Genomic DNA, 18,209 nt, shown 5'->3' with positions numbered 1-18,209 from the left:
ACCTAGATTGAGTTAACTTTATTTTATTGTAACGCAGCTTCATTTCTACCCGATCGCATTTATCAAGGTTAATCAATGCCACTAGCACCCCTGTTTCCTGTCGTTCATCCCATCCTCAAATCTGCTTTTCCCAGATGTCTGTGGACGGGAGATATCAACAGCCGAGAAATTGCCCTCACATTTGACGACGGGCCGCACCGTCAGCACACACCTCAACTGTTAAAAATTTTAGATAAATACGACATCAAAGCTAGTTTTTTCTGGCTAGGTTTTTGCGTTGACCGCCATCCAGAAACGGCTAAAGAAGTGTACGATCGCGGACACTGGATCGGCCTCCACGGCTACCAGCATATATCGTTTCCCAAACTCAAAACCCACGAACTAAAACAAAGTTTAGAAGACACCCAAAAAGCAATTGCCAAAGCTTGCGATTTAGACCCAAAATTAATCCTGGACGTGCGGCCGCCCAACGGCATTTTTACGCCGCGAACATTAGAGTTATTGCAACAGTGGGAATATCGCCCTGTAATGTGGAGTGTCGTCCCGGAAGATTGGGTGCGGCCGGGGGTTAAGAAAGTTATTAGTCGCATCGTGCAGCAAACTGAAAACGGATCTATTATTGTACTGCACGACGGCTATTGCGGCGGCGAAGATGTTGCAGATTCGGCGGATAAAATAATTCCATTGCTGTTGTATAAAGGTTACAAATTCGTGACAGTCGATCGACTGTGGGAACAGGCTAACATTCAGATAACAGGAAATTAAGTTAATGAAAAAAACACTGTTTATTACATCTCTTTGTTTGGCGAGCGCCGGATGGGCGATCGAGCTTTCTCCTGCTTCTCTAAGTGCAGAAACTCCCCTTGTAGTGCAGCAGCCAGCCCCTGGCGTATCCGCGCCTGTTCCCAACTCGAAAACCCCGCAAGTGGAACTGCTAAATCCGGGAGTGGAACCCCGACAGCAACTGCGTCTGAAACCAGCTATCAATGTCAAAGAAACAACTGTGATGACCGTAAAAATGGATATGGACATATCCGCATCCGGTCAGTCTTCGGCTGCGGCTAAAATTCCAGTATCGGTGATGACTTTCGAGACCAAAGTCACTAAAATCGCTCCCAACGGCGATATTTACTACGAGTTTGCTTACACTAATGCAGATCTCGTCGGTGATACTGGAAATACCCAGCCCGCCGCCCTAAATGCCATGCGTTCCGCACTCAAAAATATGGTGGGAGTGAAAGGCTCTTTCATCATGGACAATCGCGGTTTTCATAAAGGAGGCGACATTATCTTGCCCGAAGGAGCTGACAATAACGTCAAACAAATGGTTCGACAAATGTCTAACTCTATAGAGCAACTTGCCTCGCCGCTGCCTGCCGAAGCCGTCGGAAAAGGAGCCAAATGGCGCGTTTCTTCTTCCTCTGATTTCAGTGGTATTAATGTGAAGGACATTGCTACCTATGAATTGGCTAGCTGGCAAGATGGAGTTGCCTCTATGAATGTAAGTATAGAGCAGCAAGCAAACCCCCAAAATATTACCTCTCCCCAACTGCCTGCTGGAACTACCTTAACCCTAAAATCTTTTGCTTCTCAGGGTCGGGGAGCAGCCACAATGCGCTTGGATAGATTAATTCCTTTTCGCTCTACTGTGTCTATTAGTTCAAATAGCGAAATGAGTGCTAAAACTGCTGGCAGTTCCCAAGAATCAACAATCAAAACAAAAATGGCGATGGAGATGACTTTAGAGTCGAAGTAAGCTTTATTATAGGAACTAGAAAAATTAGGGACACGGCAGTGCCGTGTCCTTAGTCGCCCGCCGGTAAAAATTTAATAAATGGTATTAAATCCGGTTAATATACCTGATAGTATATAAATTTTCCGAAAGTTTCGATCGCCAATTTGTAAGTAGAGGAGTCTGTTCTATGATTCGATCGCACAGATGGCAAGCTATCATCGCTTTAGTGGTAGCGCTGGGGATAATCATCGGAAATTTAATGTTTCCGGGCGGAAATGTAGCGCCGGCATTTGCTCAAGCCAAATTTAAGGATGTTAACAACCATTGGGCGCAAGCTTGCATAGAGGAGTTAGCGCAGAAAAAAATCATCAGTGGCTACTACGAAGACGGCACTTTTCGCCCGAATCGCCCAGTTAGCCGCGCTGAGTTTGCGGCGATGGTTCGCATGGCTTTTCCCGATGCCAAAACCGTCCGCGATCCGATCGACTTTGTAGATATTCCTACAAATTACTGGGGTTTTAAAGCAATTCGAGAAGCTTATCAGACGGGTTTTATGTCTGGATACAGTGGCAGTATCTTTAACCCGACTTTGAATATTACCCGCTGGCAGGCTTTGGTAGCTTTAACCAGCGGCTTGAAATATACACCTACGGGAGCGGCGGCTGAGGTTTTGGAGGCGACTTTTGAGGATGCGCCGCAAATTCCCGAACTGGCAAGAAATGCGATCGCCGCCGCCACAGAAAAACAACTTGTGGTCAATTATCCTGCTGTTAAACAGCTAGAACCTACTCGGAATGTTACTCGCGCCGAAGTCGCAACCTTTTTCTGTCAGGCGCTCGCCAAACCCGGCCAAACAGCCTTAGTTCCTGCCGAATATATCGCCCAAGTTCCGGCGAATATCGGCCCGCCCAGAACAACAGAAATCTCGGAAGCGGGGAAAGTTAGGGCGGAAGTTTCTTTCGTAAAAGAAGCAGAAAATGCTAAAAATCTCCGCATCAGAATTATCCGCGACGGTAAAAGTTTATTAGAAGAACCAGTGCTGATTCCGACTCGTTCTCTAGTTGATAATCCCGACACAAGAGCCAGCGAAGAAATATCAGAAGGACGTTTTTTATCGCTGCGAATCCGTGATTTGGACGGCGACAAGGAACCGGAAGTGCTGGCCGATTTAGTGTCAATCAAAAGCGGCGTCCGCTGCTGCAATTATTCGTTTATTTACCGCTACGACTCTGCAGCTAACAAATACACTCATGTCAAGCATTTCTGGGGCAATGTGAGTTACGAAATAGTCGATTTTGGCAAAAATGATATCCCAGAGTTTAAGAGTCAGGACGGCAGATTTTCCGAGGCTTTTACAAATTACGCTGATTCCCGCTTTCCGCTGCAAATTTGGCAGTACCGCCAAGGTAAAATGCAAGATGTTAGCAAAGAGTATCTGGTGGAAGTATACACAAATTCTGCTGAGCTTTGGCTGGAATCTAACAAGCGTTTGAGTGAAAATGGGGAGGTGAAGGGGGTTTTGGCGGCCTTCATGGCGAACAAGTATGTCATGGGTCAGGAGGCGGAAGGTTGGCAGTTGTTGGAGAGAGTTTATCAAGGGCGCGATCGCACTGAATTCTTTGGGAAGTTGCGGGAGTTTTTGGTAAGTACGGGTTATGCGAGTAAGTAGATTTGCAGGTCTTTAAGCGCAGATGAACGCGGATTAACGCGGATAGTGTCTGTAGGGCGGGTTTTACGAATAATATCTAATTTTAACTAACAATATTACTAAACCCGCCCCCACACAACAGATAACCCACGTCAATTTTTACTTCGATACTCATCCAAAAAATGTACATGATCATTTACCCCTTTGTGGGGGCTGGTTTATTTAAATCTTTAGTTACAGCCACGTATTGTGGGTAAAAACTGCTCTTACAGATAGCAGGAAAGTTGACATTTCGATTTAAATCGCCGAGTTATATATAAAAATAATTTCCCACCACACTTTAGTATTAAGCTAATCCGCATTTTAATTGCATGGTAAAATAAATTTTCACTCTTGTGGGGGGGCAGGAGATCCCGCCCTCAACATACAATTTAAATGCACAACAGCTTATACGTCCCGATAGTACCGTAAAATACATACTTTTTAGCAGCTAAATTCCCTATTCAAATATTCATCTAATTTAGGCCCACATATTAATTTGTTTAAATAGACTAAATTTACTAACAATGTGTGAAAAAATGCAAAGGGCTGTCGCTTTTGAGACCCTAAGCTAAAATAAAGATAAAATCTCAGATATTTAATCACTGAAAATGGTATACCCACCTGCACCTTGGAATCTGCAAGGTTATGCTGTTCAGACTTTACAATTGGTAGATGTGGCACGAGTGCGCCCCTTGGTTCCCTCTGAGTTAGAAATAGTCTCTTTATTGCCAGGAAAAACCCTAGGTGGCATTTATATATCCTCCTACGGGTTGGGTTCGGTGATGGAGTACAATGAGTTAATTGTAGTTAGCGCGATCGCCAATTATGCAGGAAAATGGGGCGCTTGGGTTTCCCATATCTACGTAGACAACCCTAACTCGGTAGCCGGCGGACGGGAAATTTGGGGACTTCCTAAAGAATTAGCTCAATTTAGTTGGGAAGGCAGCGATTCGGTAAAGGCCGCACCCCTAGGCTACCGCGTCACAGTTAGCCAAGAAAACCGTCAACTGTGCAGCCTCAATTACAGCAAGCAAACTTTAGCCTTACCGCTGCCTTTTAGCGGAAATGTTTTCAGCGCTGACTGCCGCAATTTGCTGTTGTTTAAAGGAGGATTACAGTCTCGCAGCGGTTTGATTAAAGGCGAATTAGAAGTGGCAGAAGAAAGTCCTTTTGCCAGTTTAAACTTAGGTCAGCCCTTGCTAACAGTTGCCTGCGAAGATTTGCGTTTAACAGTCGGTGCGCCGGAAGTTGTGGGAAACAGATCCCTTGAATTCAGTTATTAGCTGTAAAGTGCGGAGCTTCGCCGTCAACCTAAAAAAACAGAACAGCCAGAAACCCGGTTTCTTGAAGAAGCCGGGTTTCTGGCGCGGCCTATTAGTTTGAGCTACTTACTAATCTTTTTGAGGACTTACGCATCAAACGGCTAAAAACCGGGTTTCTTCCTAAATGCGTCGTTGCCACACGCAATATTCTCCGAGAAACCGGGTTTTTTTTCGTAAGTCCTATTTTTAAATGCCAGCGCCCGGAGCGGCTTCAGCACCCATTACTAAAACTGTACCGCGAAGGAAATCAATTTGTTGCTGAAAGTCCATCGCCTGAACCTTTCCTAATAAAGCTTTGCCTGCTTCTGGAAGTTCATAGTCGGGAGGCATGGGTATAATAGTTCCTTCGTCCATTCCTACTGCTAAGAAATACCAAAAAGCCAGCTTAGTTTCAGGGCTCATCGAGCCGTACATCCGGCTGATTTCAGTATTGGCTTTTGAGGCAATGTCGCGCATTACTTGTAGTTGTTCTTCGTGCGGCAGCGGTTTGACTTGATCGAACAAACCTTGAGCGATTTCGGAACCGGAAGCACCGGGAGCCGCTGGTGTTATTGACTTGCCCATTTCGGTGTAAACAAACCACAGCAAACCTAATTGGTCGTCTACACTCAAGCTCTGAATATCTGCTTTTCCTTGGTCGTAAGCACCGGAAGTAGTAAATGTCATTCAAGCCTCCAAAATAATATGTATTGCTCAGCTTTCTTATTTAGAAAACTTTTTTTTTGCTACTTAGTTAAAGTACCTAATAAATAGTGAGGCTAGAATCTTGCTTAAGGCAGATATGATCCCGGACATAAGTTCGTCGAGTAAACTCACCAAAATTTGGGAAATGTGCAACCAAAGGATGACGCAAATTTGACAAGATTGTTGTGAGCGGTGCTCCTGATTAGCATTGTTTAGCCGATCGACGATCGCCTATAATCGCAACAGACCTGTATAGAGGTGGCTGTTATGTCGATCGCAACTGCAAAACGCTTCACCATAGCGGAATATCACCGCCTGACAGAACTGGGGTTCTTTGGTGAGGACGATCGAGTTGAGTTAATTAATGGAGAACTTGTGAAAATGGCAGCTAAAGGTACCGCTCACGAAACCTGTCTGAGAAGATTATTGCGGGAATTAAGCGCCATAGTAGCAGAGCGGGCAACTTTACAGTGTCAATCTCCCATCGTTTTACCGACAAACAGCGAACCTGAACCTGATTTTTCGCTCGTACAAAATCGCCCTGACGACTATCTATCCTCTCACCCCTGTCCAGGGGATATACTGTTGGTGATTGAGATTGCAGATTCTTCTTTGAGTTACGACAAACAGGTTAAGCTCCCCCTTTATGCTGAAGCCGGAATCTCTAACTATTGGATATTTAATTTATCACAAACTTGCTTGGAATGTTACAGCGAGCCGTATCAGAATGCCCCTGGCCAATTTGGTTATCGCAGGACGCTGATTTTTCTGCCCAACGAGTCTGTTAATCTGCCTTATTTTCACGATTTGGCGCTCGATTTATCGAGAGTGTTTCCGCCAACTATAGAATCCTGAAGGACTCTGATATTATTCCCAAGAAAATAGGCCGGCAAACAGCCGGCCTAGAATCAGGAGAACTTTATTTCAAACTCGTTGAAAATCTAGCTAAACAAACCCGAAATCCCGCCGACTGCTATTGCTCCAGCCAAAGCCGAAACAACCACAGAAGTCAGAGCCGTACCGAACAGCCACCAAGCAGCAGTTGCTGCGGCTTCCCGCGCATCTTCTGCTTGCTGCTTGGTCTTTTTCTTGAGCTGTTTAATGCGTTTTTTGGCTTCATTTTGCAGGCGCTCCGATCGCAATAAAACGCTGTCCCGGGCTCCTTCCATTTGGTCAACAATCCGGTGAGCGTCAGTCTCGGAAATATCGGAACGAGAACTCAGCAGGGCAACTAAAGTACCGCGATCGAACTCACCTAAACGCTCTTTAATCGCGTCAAATCCGGCCTGCGGGTCGTCAAACACTTTGCGGAAGTCCCGCTTGATGCCTTCGTAGTTGAGCTCTGGTCGATCGAGCGAATTGAGGTAATCCCGGATTTTCCCGAAGATACCATCCATTGCTGACTGAAACTTGTCCTGAACCATTTGAACTTGTTCGACAATTTGGTTGCGGACAGATTCAATTTGGTCGGCAATTCTGTTAGCTTCCTCTTCCGAGATGTCTTCCCGCTGCGACAGCAATGCTACCAGAGTCGATCGGTCGAAGTGCTTCACGCGATCGCCCAAACTTTGCATCCCCATTCCCGGCTCGCTAAACAGCAACTGCAAATCGCGTTTGATGCTTTCAGGATTGAGTTCTTCCTTGTCCGTATTCCGCAAGTAATTTTCCAAACTTCCTTGGAAATCCCGGACTGTTTTTTGAGCGCGAGAAGCCAAGCGGCGGGGCGATTTCACGATGCTGCGAATCGAATCTTGCACGCGATCGATCGTCCGATCGATCTGTTCTTCGCTCAAATTTTCCCGCTGCGACAGCAACTTGACTAAAGTTTCGCGATCGACCTGAGAAAGTCTATCCCGAAGTGCCAAAGCACCCTCTTTGGGATTTTCAAACAATTTGGTCAAATCCCGAGTGATACCTTCTGGATCGAGTTCTTCCAGGTTTGTATTCCGCAGGTACTCGCCAATTTTTGCAGTAACTTCCTCGTACTGTTGCTTAGCTCTATCTGCCACCATTTGCGGCGCGTGGATAATGTTATCGCGCACAGATTCAATCCGGTCGATCGCCTGATTTATCTGTTCTTCGCTGAGGTCTTGGCGCTGTGACAGCAACTGCACCAGCGTATCGCGGTCGAATTGAGACAAGCGTTCTTTCAGCGATTTAAATCCGGCTTCCGGGTCGCTTAACAGGGTTTGAAACTCGCGCTCGATAGCTTCAGGATTGAGCTCTTCCTTATTAGTATTGCGGAGATACTCTTCTACCTTTTGTCGCAATTCTTGCGCTTTCGATTGCGCTTGCTCTTGCAATTCTTGAGCTTTAGAAATCACGCGCTCGCGCGAACTTTCGAGCCGCCCGATTAACTGATCGGCTTCCTCTGGACTGAAATCTTCTCGCTGACCCAGCAACTGCACCAAAGTATCGCGGTTAAATTGCGAAAGGCGATCGCGCAAAGCCTCAAAACCAGCATCCCGATCTTCCAAAAGCGCTTGGAAATCCCGCTCGATACCTTCAGGATTCAATTCTTCCTTGCCGGTCGATCGCAAATAATTCTCAATCCGGCTCCGCAAATCTTGAGACTGTTCTTCACCAGCCGCAGCTTGCACAATTTCCAACACTTCTTGGCGGACACCTTCAAGCTGTTCGGCAATTTCCGTCACCTGTTCCGGAGCAAACCCCTCGCGGCGGCCCAGAATCCCTACAAAATAATCTGGATTAAACAGCTCTAACTGGCGCAAAACGGCTCCGGGAGAAGCTTCCGGGTCGTAAATCACATCCCTAAATTCTTGCTTGATTGTCTCCCGGTTGAGATGCCACGGTTGGGCATTCATCAAGTAGTTTTCCACATCAGCCTTAGCTGTATTGAAAGGCAGCGCAGGCACTTTGTCGCCCACCTTAGAAGCCAAAGATTTAGCTTGTTCCGTCCCTTTGGCTGTCAGTTGCTGCAACTGACCAGTGATTTTTTCAACATCCAAATCAGACAAATCTGTCCGCGACAAAACAGTGTTCACAAGAGATCCCACACCCAACTGCATTGCTCGCTTCATGCCGCTGCTGGATTCCGATTTGTTTTCCCTACTTTCCAGAATTTGAGACAGCTTGGCGTTGAGTTCGTCAGACTTCAGCAAATCGGGAGCCGCAAACTTGAGAAAATCAACCAACTCGAAATTCGGGTCTTTCTGCTCTTGCTGCTTGCCGAAAGTTTGCTTCCAAACGCCTTCGAGTTGGTCAGAAATTTGATTTATTTCCTCTGCAGAAAAGTCTGTGCGACTCTTAACTAAATCCACAAAAGTCTGGCGGTTAACATTCTTCAGAAGGTCGCTTCCCGCAAGAGATTTGATATCTGCATCGCCCAGCAACTTTTCAAATTGACCGCGAATTTCCTTAACATCTAGTTTCGGTAACTGCAAAGAACCCACATAATCTTGCAGTGTTTCGCGAATGCTATCCGGGTCTACCGCCGAACTCAACTCGCGGCGTACAGCGGCAACAGATGCCTCTACAGTATTGACCATTTGGTCGTTGGCCATCTTGCCGCCGATCGCAGCACCAGCAGTACCCATGACACCTTGAACCCCTGAAAAAGCAGTTTTTATCAAGGAACCGATCATGGAACCGACGGCGCTAGAACCGAGCCACACCAGCGTTAAAAAGTACGCCGACCAAATGACTACACCAATAATTGCCGCTCCGTCTACCGAGGCAATTGAAGTTAGTTTGACGGCCAGAAAACAAGCCAAAAATAAAGCCAGGTTAACGGTGACTAAAATCCAACCCCCGACTAAACCTTCGATTTTCCGAACTTTAGTGCCTAAACTTTCGGACTCATCATCATCGTCACCGTCGGGTAAAGCCTCGTCCCAATTTGAGATTTTGGCGGCGATCGAGAAATTTGTTAACAGGAATTGGAAGCCGAAAGCCATAATGACTCCGGCGATTAATGCCACGAAAAACTGCGGGCTTAAAAACATCAGCCCTCCGAGATCGGGGTGTTCAAATGGCACATCTATTTCTACTGGCATTTGGGCAATATTGAATTTGGGACTGTACAGCGACATTAATAACTCGCTTTCTAACATAAATTACCTCCTACACTTTTATGCCGAGTTAGGCATAGCGAAAATTTACCCCAACTTTATTTATAGGGGATTTTGTAATCTTTAGATGGTGGTTTGTTTTGGTCAGGCTTAATCTTACGGAAGCCCTTATTAGTGAAATTTGGATGAGCCGTAAATCACTTTTCTAGTGATCTCATCCTTAATTGTTATTATGCCTGCAGAAGGTAAAAAATAAATCCGTCTAAAGTCAGAAATTAGTTTTTATGCGACTGGTAGCAGCAGAGTTCGCATAAAAGGGGCAAGTTTGAGGCGGGGGGCGATCGCCACCCATTATCAATAGTAGTAAAGTGATCTTCGGTGCACCCAGATATCGTATAGTGGGTTACCGATTTAGGATTCAGTTTGATTTTTTGGCTCAAAACGAGCTAATAATTCCGAGCGCTCGATCTGCATAATCACTCTGGTGCGATCGAGGGTTTCTAAATCTAATTACAGGCAATTCAACAAACATGATATCGGGTGCGCCGCCGCCTAGGCTACGAATTTTTGCCGCAGCATTTACCCTCACAGTTCCGAATGCTGCGAATACAGCCGTACTCCTCGAAACGTTGACTGTGTTTGCGAACAGTAGGATAGGCCAGTAAATTGAAAGGAATTCCGGTTAGTTTGTAAAACAATCGACCAGCAGCATGAACAATATCCCAAATTTCGCTTAAATTAGGTTCTCGAACAAATTCTCCTATTTCATCTTTTAAGGCAAGCCACTGAGATTGCACCGTAGGAGAGTGACAATTATCAAATACTGCCATACCTTTTTCGTAGTTTGCCCAAATTTTATTCATATATTTAATCAAATCCGGCTCACGTCTGATAATATCAGAAGTTAATCTAAGATTACAATCATCCGGTATTTTAAGGAAATCAGCCATGCGACTCTCTCAAATGCTTTTTGTTACCCTGCGTGAAGACCCGGCAGAAGCAGAAATTCCCAGCCACAAACTATTACTCCGTGCCGGATACATCCGGCGCATCGGTAGCGGAATTTACGCTTATCTCCCATTAATGTGGCGAGTTCTCAAAAAAGTCTCTCAAATTGTGCGCGAAGAAATGGACGCTACCGGCGCTCAAGAATGCCTCCTCCCGCAATTGCAACCAGCCGATTTGTGGCGGGAATCCGGCCGCTGGGATACCTATACTCAAGCTGAAGGTATTATGTTTGCAATGACAGACAGGCAGCAGCGAGAATTGGGACTGGGCCCAACGCACGAAGAAGTAATTACTACAATTGCTAAAGATATGATTCGTTCCTATCGGCAATTGCCTGTACATCTATATCAAATTCAAACTAAGTTTCGCGATGAAATTCGCCCGCGTTTCGGGTTGATGCGCGGTCGCGAATTCATTATGAAAGATGGCTATTCTTTCCACACTAACGAAGAAAGCCTGAAAAAAACTTATCAGGATATGGCTCAAGCTTATAGCAATATGCTGCGCCGCTCTGGCTTGCAATTCCGAGCAGTAGATGCTGATTCGGGAGCAATTGGCGGTTCTGGTTCCCAAGAGTTTATGGTGTTGGCTGAAGCGGGCGAGGATGAAGTTCTTTATACTGAAGACGGTCAGTATGCAGCTAATGTGGAAAAGGCTGTATCGATGCCTGCTGATGCCGAACCGTCGCCATTTGCAACTTTTGAAAAGCGGGAAACGCCGGGAACTGAAACAATTGATAAACTTTGCAAGTTTTTGAAATGTTCTCCGACGCAAGTTGTCAAAAATGTGCTTTACCAGGCTGTTTACGATAATGGCATTACAGTCTTGGTATTGGTAAGCATTCGCGGCGACCAAGAGGTGAATCAGGTAAAGTTGCTGAATGAATTGACGAAGTTAGCGGGCAATTATCAAGCTAAAACAGTTTTATTTTTGACTGTTCCGGACGTGGAAGCTCAGCGGAAATGGGCTGCTAAATCTTTACCTCTGGGTTATATGGCTCCCGATGTTGCTGATGATTATATCGCTGGAAGCAAGGAGGTAAACTCTAAGTTTTTGCGTTTAGTCGATCGCACTGCAGTTGACCTGACAAACTTTGTCACCGGTTCAAACGAATCAGGATACCACGTTGTCGGGGCCAATTGGAACAAAGAATTTCCCCTGCCAGCAACGGTTGTGGGTGTCAGAACAGCCAAAAAGGGCGATCGGGCCGTGCACAACCCCGAACAAACCTTGCAAAGCGCCAGAGGCATTGAAGTCGGCCACATCTTCCAATTAGGAACCAAATACTCCCAAGCAATGGGCGCCACCTACACCAGCGAACAAGGCGAAGAAATGCCCTTTGTGATGGGCTGCTACGGCGTCGGCGTGTCGCGGCTAGCTCAATCGGCCGTAGAACAATCCTACGACAAAGACGGGATAATTTGGCCAGTGGCGATCGCCCCGTATCACGCCATCATTAGCATCCCCAATATTTCCGACGCCCAACAAGTAGAAGTCGCCGAAAAACTCTACGCAGAACTCAACCAATCTGGCATTGAAACCTTGCTAGATGACCGCGACGAACGGGCCGGAGTTAAATTCAAAGATGCCGATTTAATCGGCATTCCCTATCGCATTGTTCCGGGTCGTTCGCTGAAAGCAGGCAAAGTTGAAGTCGTGGAAAGAGCAACTCACAAATCCCACGAAATTCTCATTGATGAAGTAAATTCTACGTTGAAACAGTGGATTGAAGCCGCCGTCAGCTAAGACTTTTTAATCAGTAAGGTGCGCGCTGCAGCTACATTTAGGATCGCAATCTGCGCGGTGTACACCCTACATTAGCTCCCCTTTTGGGAGCATCTCACTGAAAGCACTCCAGCTAGAAATTGGAGTTTGGAGGCAAGAGACAGGAGGCAGGAGGCAGAATGCAGGAGGAAAGAGGAAGAAAGAAGAAGCCACAAGAAGTGTTTTTACAAATATGAGATGCTCCCCCCTCTTCCCTCTTCCTTCTTCCTTCTTCCCTCTTCCTGACATCCATTACATCCGTTACATCCGTTACATCCGTTACAGAATCCGTTGCCGAACTTCCTTCTGATGTGAAATTATCTAAAACTTAAAACTCGATATGAATCTGAACCTAAATCAGTTTCTTCGATTCCCTCAATCCCGAATTGGGCGGTACTTAGTTCAAGTAACTGTCGTTGCTGTCGCTTACGCCGTGGGGGCGAGGCTAGCAATGTCAATTCAAGGTGTTAGTCCCTTCGCTTCCTCGGTGTGGCCGCCCGCAGGAATTGCACAAGCTGGACTTTTATTGTTTGGAATAAAAGTCTGGCCTGCCATAGTTTTGGGTACCTTTCTGCTAAATATTGTTAACCCAAATGAACAGATATTCGCGGTTTGGCTGGGAGGAAACGCCGGGGCCATTCTGCAAGCTGTTTTTGCAGTAATTGCCCTGGGCAGGATGGGGTTTCGTCCATCTCTTGCTCGCTTAAAAGATGTAGTTAATTTAATCTTGTTTGGTGGTCTAATTTCTACTCAAATCAGTTGCACTATAGGCGTGTTTTCCCTATATTTAGCGGGCAAATTAGATTGGGCAAAATATTGGTCGGTTCGATGGGATTGGTGGTTGGGAGACACAATGGGAGTTTTAATTTTAACTCCCTTAATCCTAATACTTTTTCGCCCTAAAGTAACCGTAAAGCGTTTAAAAGAACAAACAGAAATCCAGAAAAAATATTTAATTTGGCGGGTAGTATGGTTAATATTATTAATTGGGGTGAGCTGGCTTGTTTTTGACTCGAAAAGTGAAGATTCTATTTCTCGTTATCCCCTGGAATATTTGCCGTTTCCTTTTATAATTTGGTCTGCGATCCAATTTGGTCAACGAGCCGCTGTGCTAGCATCGTTCATTGTCTCAAGCATCGCAATTATCGGCAGTTCTCAGGGAGGGGGGCCGTTCATAGCCAAAGCCGACAATATCACTCAGGCTATCTTATTTTTGCAAGCTTTTATGGCTGTAGTTACAATTACCTCCCTCTTATTGGCAGCGACAGTAGCTGAACGCGCCGAGGCAGAAAATTCCCTGCGAGAAAGCGAAATTAAATATCGAGAATTGGTGGAAAATGCTAGCAGCATTATTCTGAAATTGGATGCTAACGGCAATATTACTTTTTTTAACGAATTTGCGGAAATATTCTTTGGCTACACTCAGGAAGAAATCATTGGTAAAAATGCACTGGGAACAATTATTCCACAGACAGACCTCGAAGGGAAGAACTTAGAGTTGGTTTATAATGAAATTTTACAAAATCCCGATCGCTTTACCAGCTATGAAAATGAAAATATCCGGCGCAGTGGCGATCGCGTTTGGGTATCTTGGGCAAATAAACCGCTGGTTGGTTCAGCGGGAGAAATCCTGGGAATCCTCTGCATCGGCACAGATATCACCGATCGCCGAAAAGCTCAAATAGCGCTGCAAAAGCTGAATGAAAAGCTGGAAATCCGAGTTGAAGAGCGGACAAATGCCCTGAAACAAAGCGAACTTCAGCTACAGAAACAGAAATCGGCATTAATTGATTTAGCCAAAAATAAAGCACTGAATCAAGGCGACTTAACAAAAGCGCTTCAACAAATAACTCAAACTGCTAGCCGTACTCTGGAAGTTGCCCGATCGAGCGTATGGCTGTACGATCGCACTAAATCCAAGATGGAGTGCCTGGATTTGTTCGATCGCGCTCTCAACCAGCACTCACACGGTTTGGAATTAGCAGCAGCAGACTATCCTGTCTATTTTCAAGCACTGGGAGAAGAACGCGCAATTGCTGCCTTTGACGCGCAAAAAGATTTTAGAACTAGAGAATTTGCAGAATCTTACCTAATTCCCTTGGGCATCACTTCTATGCTAGATACGCCGATTCAAATAGGCGGAGAAACAGCAGGAGTTATTTGTTTGGAACACGTAGGAATCCCCCGCCCTTGGACGATTGAAGAACAAAGTTTCGCTGTTTCTCTAGCAGACTCTGTAACTTTCGCAATGGAAGCGCGAGAACGCCAGCGGGCTGAAGAAGCGCTGCGGCAAGCTGAAGAAAAATACCGCAGCATTTTTGAAAATGCGATCGTCGGAATTTTTCAAACTACCCCAGATGGGCAATATCTCAGCGCCAATCCTGCTTTGCTTCGCATTTACGGTTACAGTTCACGCGAGGAATTGGTGGGCACACTAACTGATATTAGCCAACAACTTTATGTTGACCCCGATCGCCGCGCCGAGGTTGTCCGCTTAATAGAACAACAAGGCAAAGTATCGGATTTTGAATCTCAAATTTACCGCCGAGATGGCAGCATAATTTGGATTTCCGAAAATACTTATACCGTGCGCGATTCCTACGGAAATTTGCTTTATTACGAAGGTACTGTTCAAGATATCACAACTCGCAAACAAGCTGAGGCAGCTTTACGCTTAGAACAAGAAAAATCCGATCGTCTCCTACTCAACGTTTTACCGCAAGCGATCGCCGATAGATTAAAACAAGACCAAAGCATCATCGCCGATACTTTTGCCGAAGTAACAGTATTATTTGCAGATATAGTCGGTTTTACTCAAATTAGTTCCCAAATTTCTCCGTCCGAATTAGTTTCCTTGCTTAACGATATTTTTTCCACATTCGATCGCCTAGCAGAAAAGCACGGATTGGAAAAAATTAAGACGATTGGCGACGCTTACATGGTAGTAGGAGGATTGCCAATGCCCCGCAGCGATCATGCAGAGGCGATCGCCCAAATGGCCCTGGATATGCAGCAGGCAATGATTGACTTCAGCAATACCCACAACAAAACTTTCAGCATCAGAATCGGCATCAACAGCGGCCCAGTTGTCGCCGGAGTAATCGGTATTAAAAAATTTATTTACGATTTGTGGGGAGACACAGTTAACACCGCTTCCCGCATGGAATCTCACGGCTTGCCGGGGTGTATTCACGTAACAGAGCCAACTTACGAGCGATTGCGAGAAAAGTATTTCTTTGAAAACCGCGGCGCGATCGAAGTCAAAGGCAAAAGCCAGATGAAGACTTATTTTCTTACAGGTATCAAGTTATAGCATAAGGAAGAATGAAGAAGGAAGAAGCAATATAAGAAATCATGTTTCAGAATTAATAATTTATTGCTCTTCGGGCGCGGTTGCTATAGTTAGTTTAAAAAAATATAACACTCAGTATGAACCCCCAAAAAATTCAGTTTCTGCGATTTCCTCAATCTAGAAATTGGCAAGACTTAGCAAAAGTAGCTGCCCTGGCTTTTGCTTACGCTTTGGCAGCAAAAATAGCAGTTTCAATCCCAGGGGTAAATAAATTAGCTACCTGCGTCTGGCCACCCGCAGGAATTGCACAAGCGGCAATTTTATTATTTGGCCGACGTGTTTGGCCGGGAATAGCTTTAGGCGTAGTTTTTTACGAGACTATTAACCTTAAGGTATCCTTAACACTTGCAACGATTAGTGCCTTTTGCGCTTGTTTACAAGCTTTATGCGCCTTTACTTTGCTGCAACAGCTAAAGTTTCGCCCCTCACTCGATCGGCTGATCGATGTAGTCAATTTAATTTTCTGCGGTGCTGTAGTTGCCACTCAAATTAACTGCACTCTCGGCACGCTTCGCCTCTGTGTAACTGGTTTAGTTGACTGGAGCGAATATTGGCACATTCGATGGAATTGGTATCTCGGAGATACATTAGGAGTTTTAATTTTTACTCCCCTGCTGTTGATTATATACAACCGCCAACAAGCGCCAAGCCCTTCACCAATTACAGGTTCTCAAACCATTGTAAATCGCATCGGTGCCGGAATATGCCTGCTGTTATTAGTAACAGTCAGTTGGCTAGTATATAACTCAAAAAGTGAAGGTAGTCTCTCCGGTTATCCCCTCGAATACTTGCCATTTCCCTTAGTAATTTGGGCAACCATTCAATTCGGCCAGGGGGGGGCTGTTTTAGCATCTTTCATTGTCTCCACTATCGCCATTTGGGGCGGTTCTCAGGGAGGCGGTCCCTTTATTTCAAAAGCCGAAAATATCAATCAGGCCATCTTATTTTTGCAGGCTTTTATGAGCGTAATTGTAGTTACATCGCTGCTGTTGGCCACCACTGTAGCCGAACGCGCATCAGCAGAGGATTCGCTGCGGCAAAGCGAAATTAAGTATCGGGAATTAGTCGAGAATGCTAACAGCATTATTTTAAAACTAGATACGGAAGGAAATATTACTTTTTTTAACGAATTCGCACAGATTTTTTTTGGTTACGATGAAAAAGAGATAATTGGCAAAAACGCAGTGGGAACCATCATTCCCCAGAGAGATACAAGAGGAAATGACTTGGCAGCAAAGTTGAGAGATATTTTGCAAAACCCAGAACAATACACGGGAAATGAAAATGAAAGTATCCGGCGCAGCGGCGATCGCGTTTGGGTATCGTGGGCAAATAAACCGCTGTTTGACGCGGCAGGAAACTTTGCGGGAATGCTGGCAATCGGTACGGATATCACAGACCGCAGGCGGGCTGAAATGCAGCTTGTAAAGCTGAATGACGAGTTAGAGTTTAGAGTAGAAGAACGGACTAATGCTCTCAATGATACTTTAAAAGCGCTGCGATATCAGCAGGAACAATCCGATCGCTTGCTGTTGAATATTTTGCCTGAAGAAATAGCAAATCGGTTGAAGCGGGGAGACAGCACGATCGCAGACACTTTTGCTGATGTTACTGTCTTATTTGCGGACATAGTAGGCTTTACTCAACTCAGTTCGCGAGTTTCTCCAACGCAATTAGTTGCCTTGCTGAATGACATCTTTTCGACATTTGACAACCTAGCAGAAAGGCACGGTTTGGAAAAAATTAAGACGATTGGCGACGCTTACATGGTAGTTGGAGGCCTCCCCATTCCTCGCCCGGATCACGCAGAAGCGATCGCAGAAATGGCTTTGGATATGCAGCAAGCAATTATTGACTTCAGCAATACCCACAGCCAAGCTTTCAGCATCAGAATTGGCATCAACACAGGCCCGGTTGTAGCCGGAGTCATCGGTATTAAAAAATTTATTTACGATTTGTGGGGAGACACCGTTAACACCGCTTCCCGCATGGAATCTCACGGCTTGCCGGGGTGTATTCAGGTAACAGAGACAACTTATCAGCAGTTGCGAGAAAAGTATTCCTTTGAAAACCGTGGCGCGATCGAAGTTAAAGGCAAAGGGCAGATGACTACTTATTTACTGAAATGCCGAAAATAGCTTTAGTAAAGGTTTTTCTCTAAAAGTAAGGGCGAGCGCACTCTCAAGTGTGCGATCGCCCTCATTTTAATTTAGCCAAGTTTTTTAAAGCTTGTACAGGTTAATTCCAGCTTCCTTCGCCATGATTTCCAAACCCTTGTTTTGCAAGGTTTTAATCGCTTTTGTAGAAAGGTGCAATCTTACCCAGCGCTTCTCCTGCGGCCACCAAACCCGCTTCCACTGCAAATTGGCGTCTTGCAATTTGTGAGTGCGGTGGTGCGAGTGAGAAACTGCAAAACCGTTATTAGCCTTCTTTCCCGTTAGCTGACATTTCCGTGACATATTGCGCTCCAGATTACCGTTTTTTGCGTGCAGCCTTTTATTATATAGCAACAGCGCAGAACCCCCCTAGCCCCCCTTGTTAAAGGGGGGACAAAAAACACCCGATCGCCCGCTCAGCAATAGAAATAAACTCTTACTCCCCCCCTTAGCAAGGGGGGGTTGGG

At 45.5% G+C, this 18,209-nt stretch carries 12 protein-coding genes; 8 read left to right on the top strand and 4 right to left on the bottom strand.

What is annotated here, in order from left to right:
- The first annotated feature begins 75 nt into the window (after positions 1–75).
- The 4 genes from QUA71_RS09825 to QUA71_RS09810 all read left to right on the top strand — a co-directional run bounded on the left by QUA71_RS09825 (position 76) and on the right by QUA71_RS09810 (position 4,708).
- Complete coding sequence (locus QUA71_RS09825; RefSeq protein ID WP_333284439.1) at positions 76–765, top strand: polysaccharide deacetylase family protein; 690 nt, start codon at positions 76–78, stop codon at positions 763–765.
- A 4-nt stretch (positions 766–769) separates the two neighbouring features.
- A complete protein-coding gene (locus QUA71_RS09820) occupies positions 770–1,756 on the top strand; it encodes a hypothetical protein (protein ID WP_333284437.1) in 987 nt (328 codons plus the stop codon).
- A 166-nt stretch (positions 1,757–1,922) separates the two neighbouring features.
- Positions 1,923–3,404: an S-layer homology domain-containing protein gene (locus QUA71_RS09815; protein WP_333284435.1), complete on the top strand. Its 1,482-nt coding sequence runs from the start codon at positions 1,923–1,925 to the stop codon at positions 3,402–3,404.
- Positions 3,405–4,033: 629 nt separating this feature from the next.
- Positions 4,034–4,708 carry an acetoacetate decarboxylase family protein gene (locus QUA71_RS09810; RefSeq protein WP_333284433.1) on the top strand — a complete coding sequence of 225 codons (675 nt, stop codon included), beginning with the start codon at positions 4,034–4,036 and terminating at the stop codon, positions 4,706–4,708.
- 225 nt (positions 4,709–4,933) lie between these two features.
- Here the strand turns inward: QUA71_RS09810 and QUA71_RS09805 are convergent, their stop codons facing one another.
- Positions 4,934–5,413 (bottom strand): orange carotenoid protein N-terminal domain-containing protein, encoded by a 480-nt coding sequence (locus QUA71_RS09805; protein ID WP_190663533.1) that lies wholly within the window; start codon positions 5,411–5,413, stop codon positions 4,934–4,936.
- Between the two features lie 285 nt (positions 5,414–5,698).
- Here QUA71_RS09805 and QUA71_RS09800 point away from each other — a divergent pair, with 285 nt between their 5' ends.
- The gene (locus QUA71_RS09800) at positions 5,699–6,286 is read left to right on the top strand and encodes a Uma2 family endonuclease (RefSeq protein WP_333284431.1); all 588 of its coding nucleotides are present in this window, start codon (positions 5,699–5,701) and stop codon (positions 6,284–6,286) included.
- Positions 6,287–6,372: 86 nt separating this feature from the next.
- Here QUA71_RS09800 and QUA71_RS09795 read toward each other — a convergent pair whose 3' ends face one another.
- Both QUA71_RS09795 and QUA71_RS09790 read right to left on the bottom strand, forming a co-directional pair.
- Complete coding sequence (locus tag QUA71_RS09795) at positions 6,373–9,504, bottom strand: MFS transporter (RefSeq protein WP_333284429.1); 3,132 nt, start codon at positions 9,502–9,504, stop codon at positions 6,373–6,375.
- A 515-nt stretch (positions 9,505–10,019) separates the two neighbouring features.
- Complete coding sequence (locus QUA71_RS09790; RefSeq protein WP_333284427.1) at positions 10,020–10,325, bottom strand: hypothetical protein; 306 nt, start codon at positions 10,323–10,325, stop codon at positions 10,020–10,022.
- A gap of 85 nt (positions 10,326–10,410) precedes the next feature.
- Between QUA71_RS09790 and proS the strand changes: the two genes are divergently transcribed.
- From proS to QUA71_RS09775, 3 genes are all read left to right on the top strand, one after another.
- The gene (gene proS, locus QUA71_RS09785) at positions 10,411–12,216 is read left to right on the top strand and encodes a proline--tRNA ligase (protein WP_333284425.1); all 1,806 of its coding nucleotides are present in this window, start codon (positions 10,411–10,413) and stop codon (positions 12,214–12,216) included.
- 358 nt (positions 12,217–12,574) lie between these two features.
- A complete protein-coding gene (locus QUA71_RS09780) occupies positions 12,575–15,547 on the top strand; it encodes an adenylate/guanylate cyclase domain-containing protein (protein ID WP_333284423.1) in 2,973 nt (990 codons plus the stop codon).
- A 116-nt stretch (positions 15,548–15,663) separates the two neighbouring features.
- Positions 15,664–17,724, top strand: coding sequence for an adenylate/guanylate cyclase domain-containing protein (locus QUA71_RS09775; protein WP_333284422.1), 2,061 nt, complete (start codon positions 15,664–15,666; stop codon positions 17,722–17,724).
- 84 nt (positions 17,725–17,808) lie between these two features.
- On the opposite strand, the gene rpmB is transcribed toward QUA71_RS09775, so the two are convergent.
- On the bottom strand, positions 17,809–18,045 hold the full coding sequence (gene rpmB / locus QUA71_RS09770) for a 50S ribosomal protein L28 (protein WP_015177569.1): 237 nt from the start codon (positions 18,043–18,045) through the stop codon (positions 17,809–17,811).
- Between the last annotated feature and the right edge of the window lie 164 nt (positions 18,046–18,209).

Origin of the sequence: Microcoleus sp. MON1_C5, assembly GCF_036701875.1 — a bacterium.
Classification (GTDB): Bacteria; Cyanobacteriota; Cyanobacteriia; order Cyanobacteriales; family Microcoleaceae; genus Microcoleus.
The sequence above is the reverse complement of the archived record's forward strand: the minus strand, read 5'-3'. Positions and strand labels throughout refer to the sequence as shown.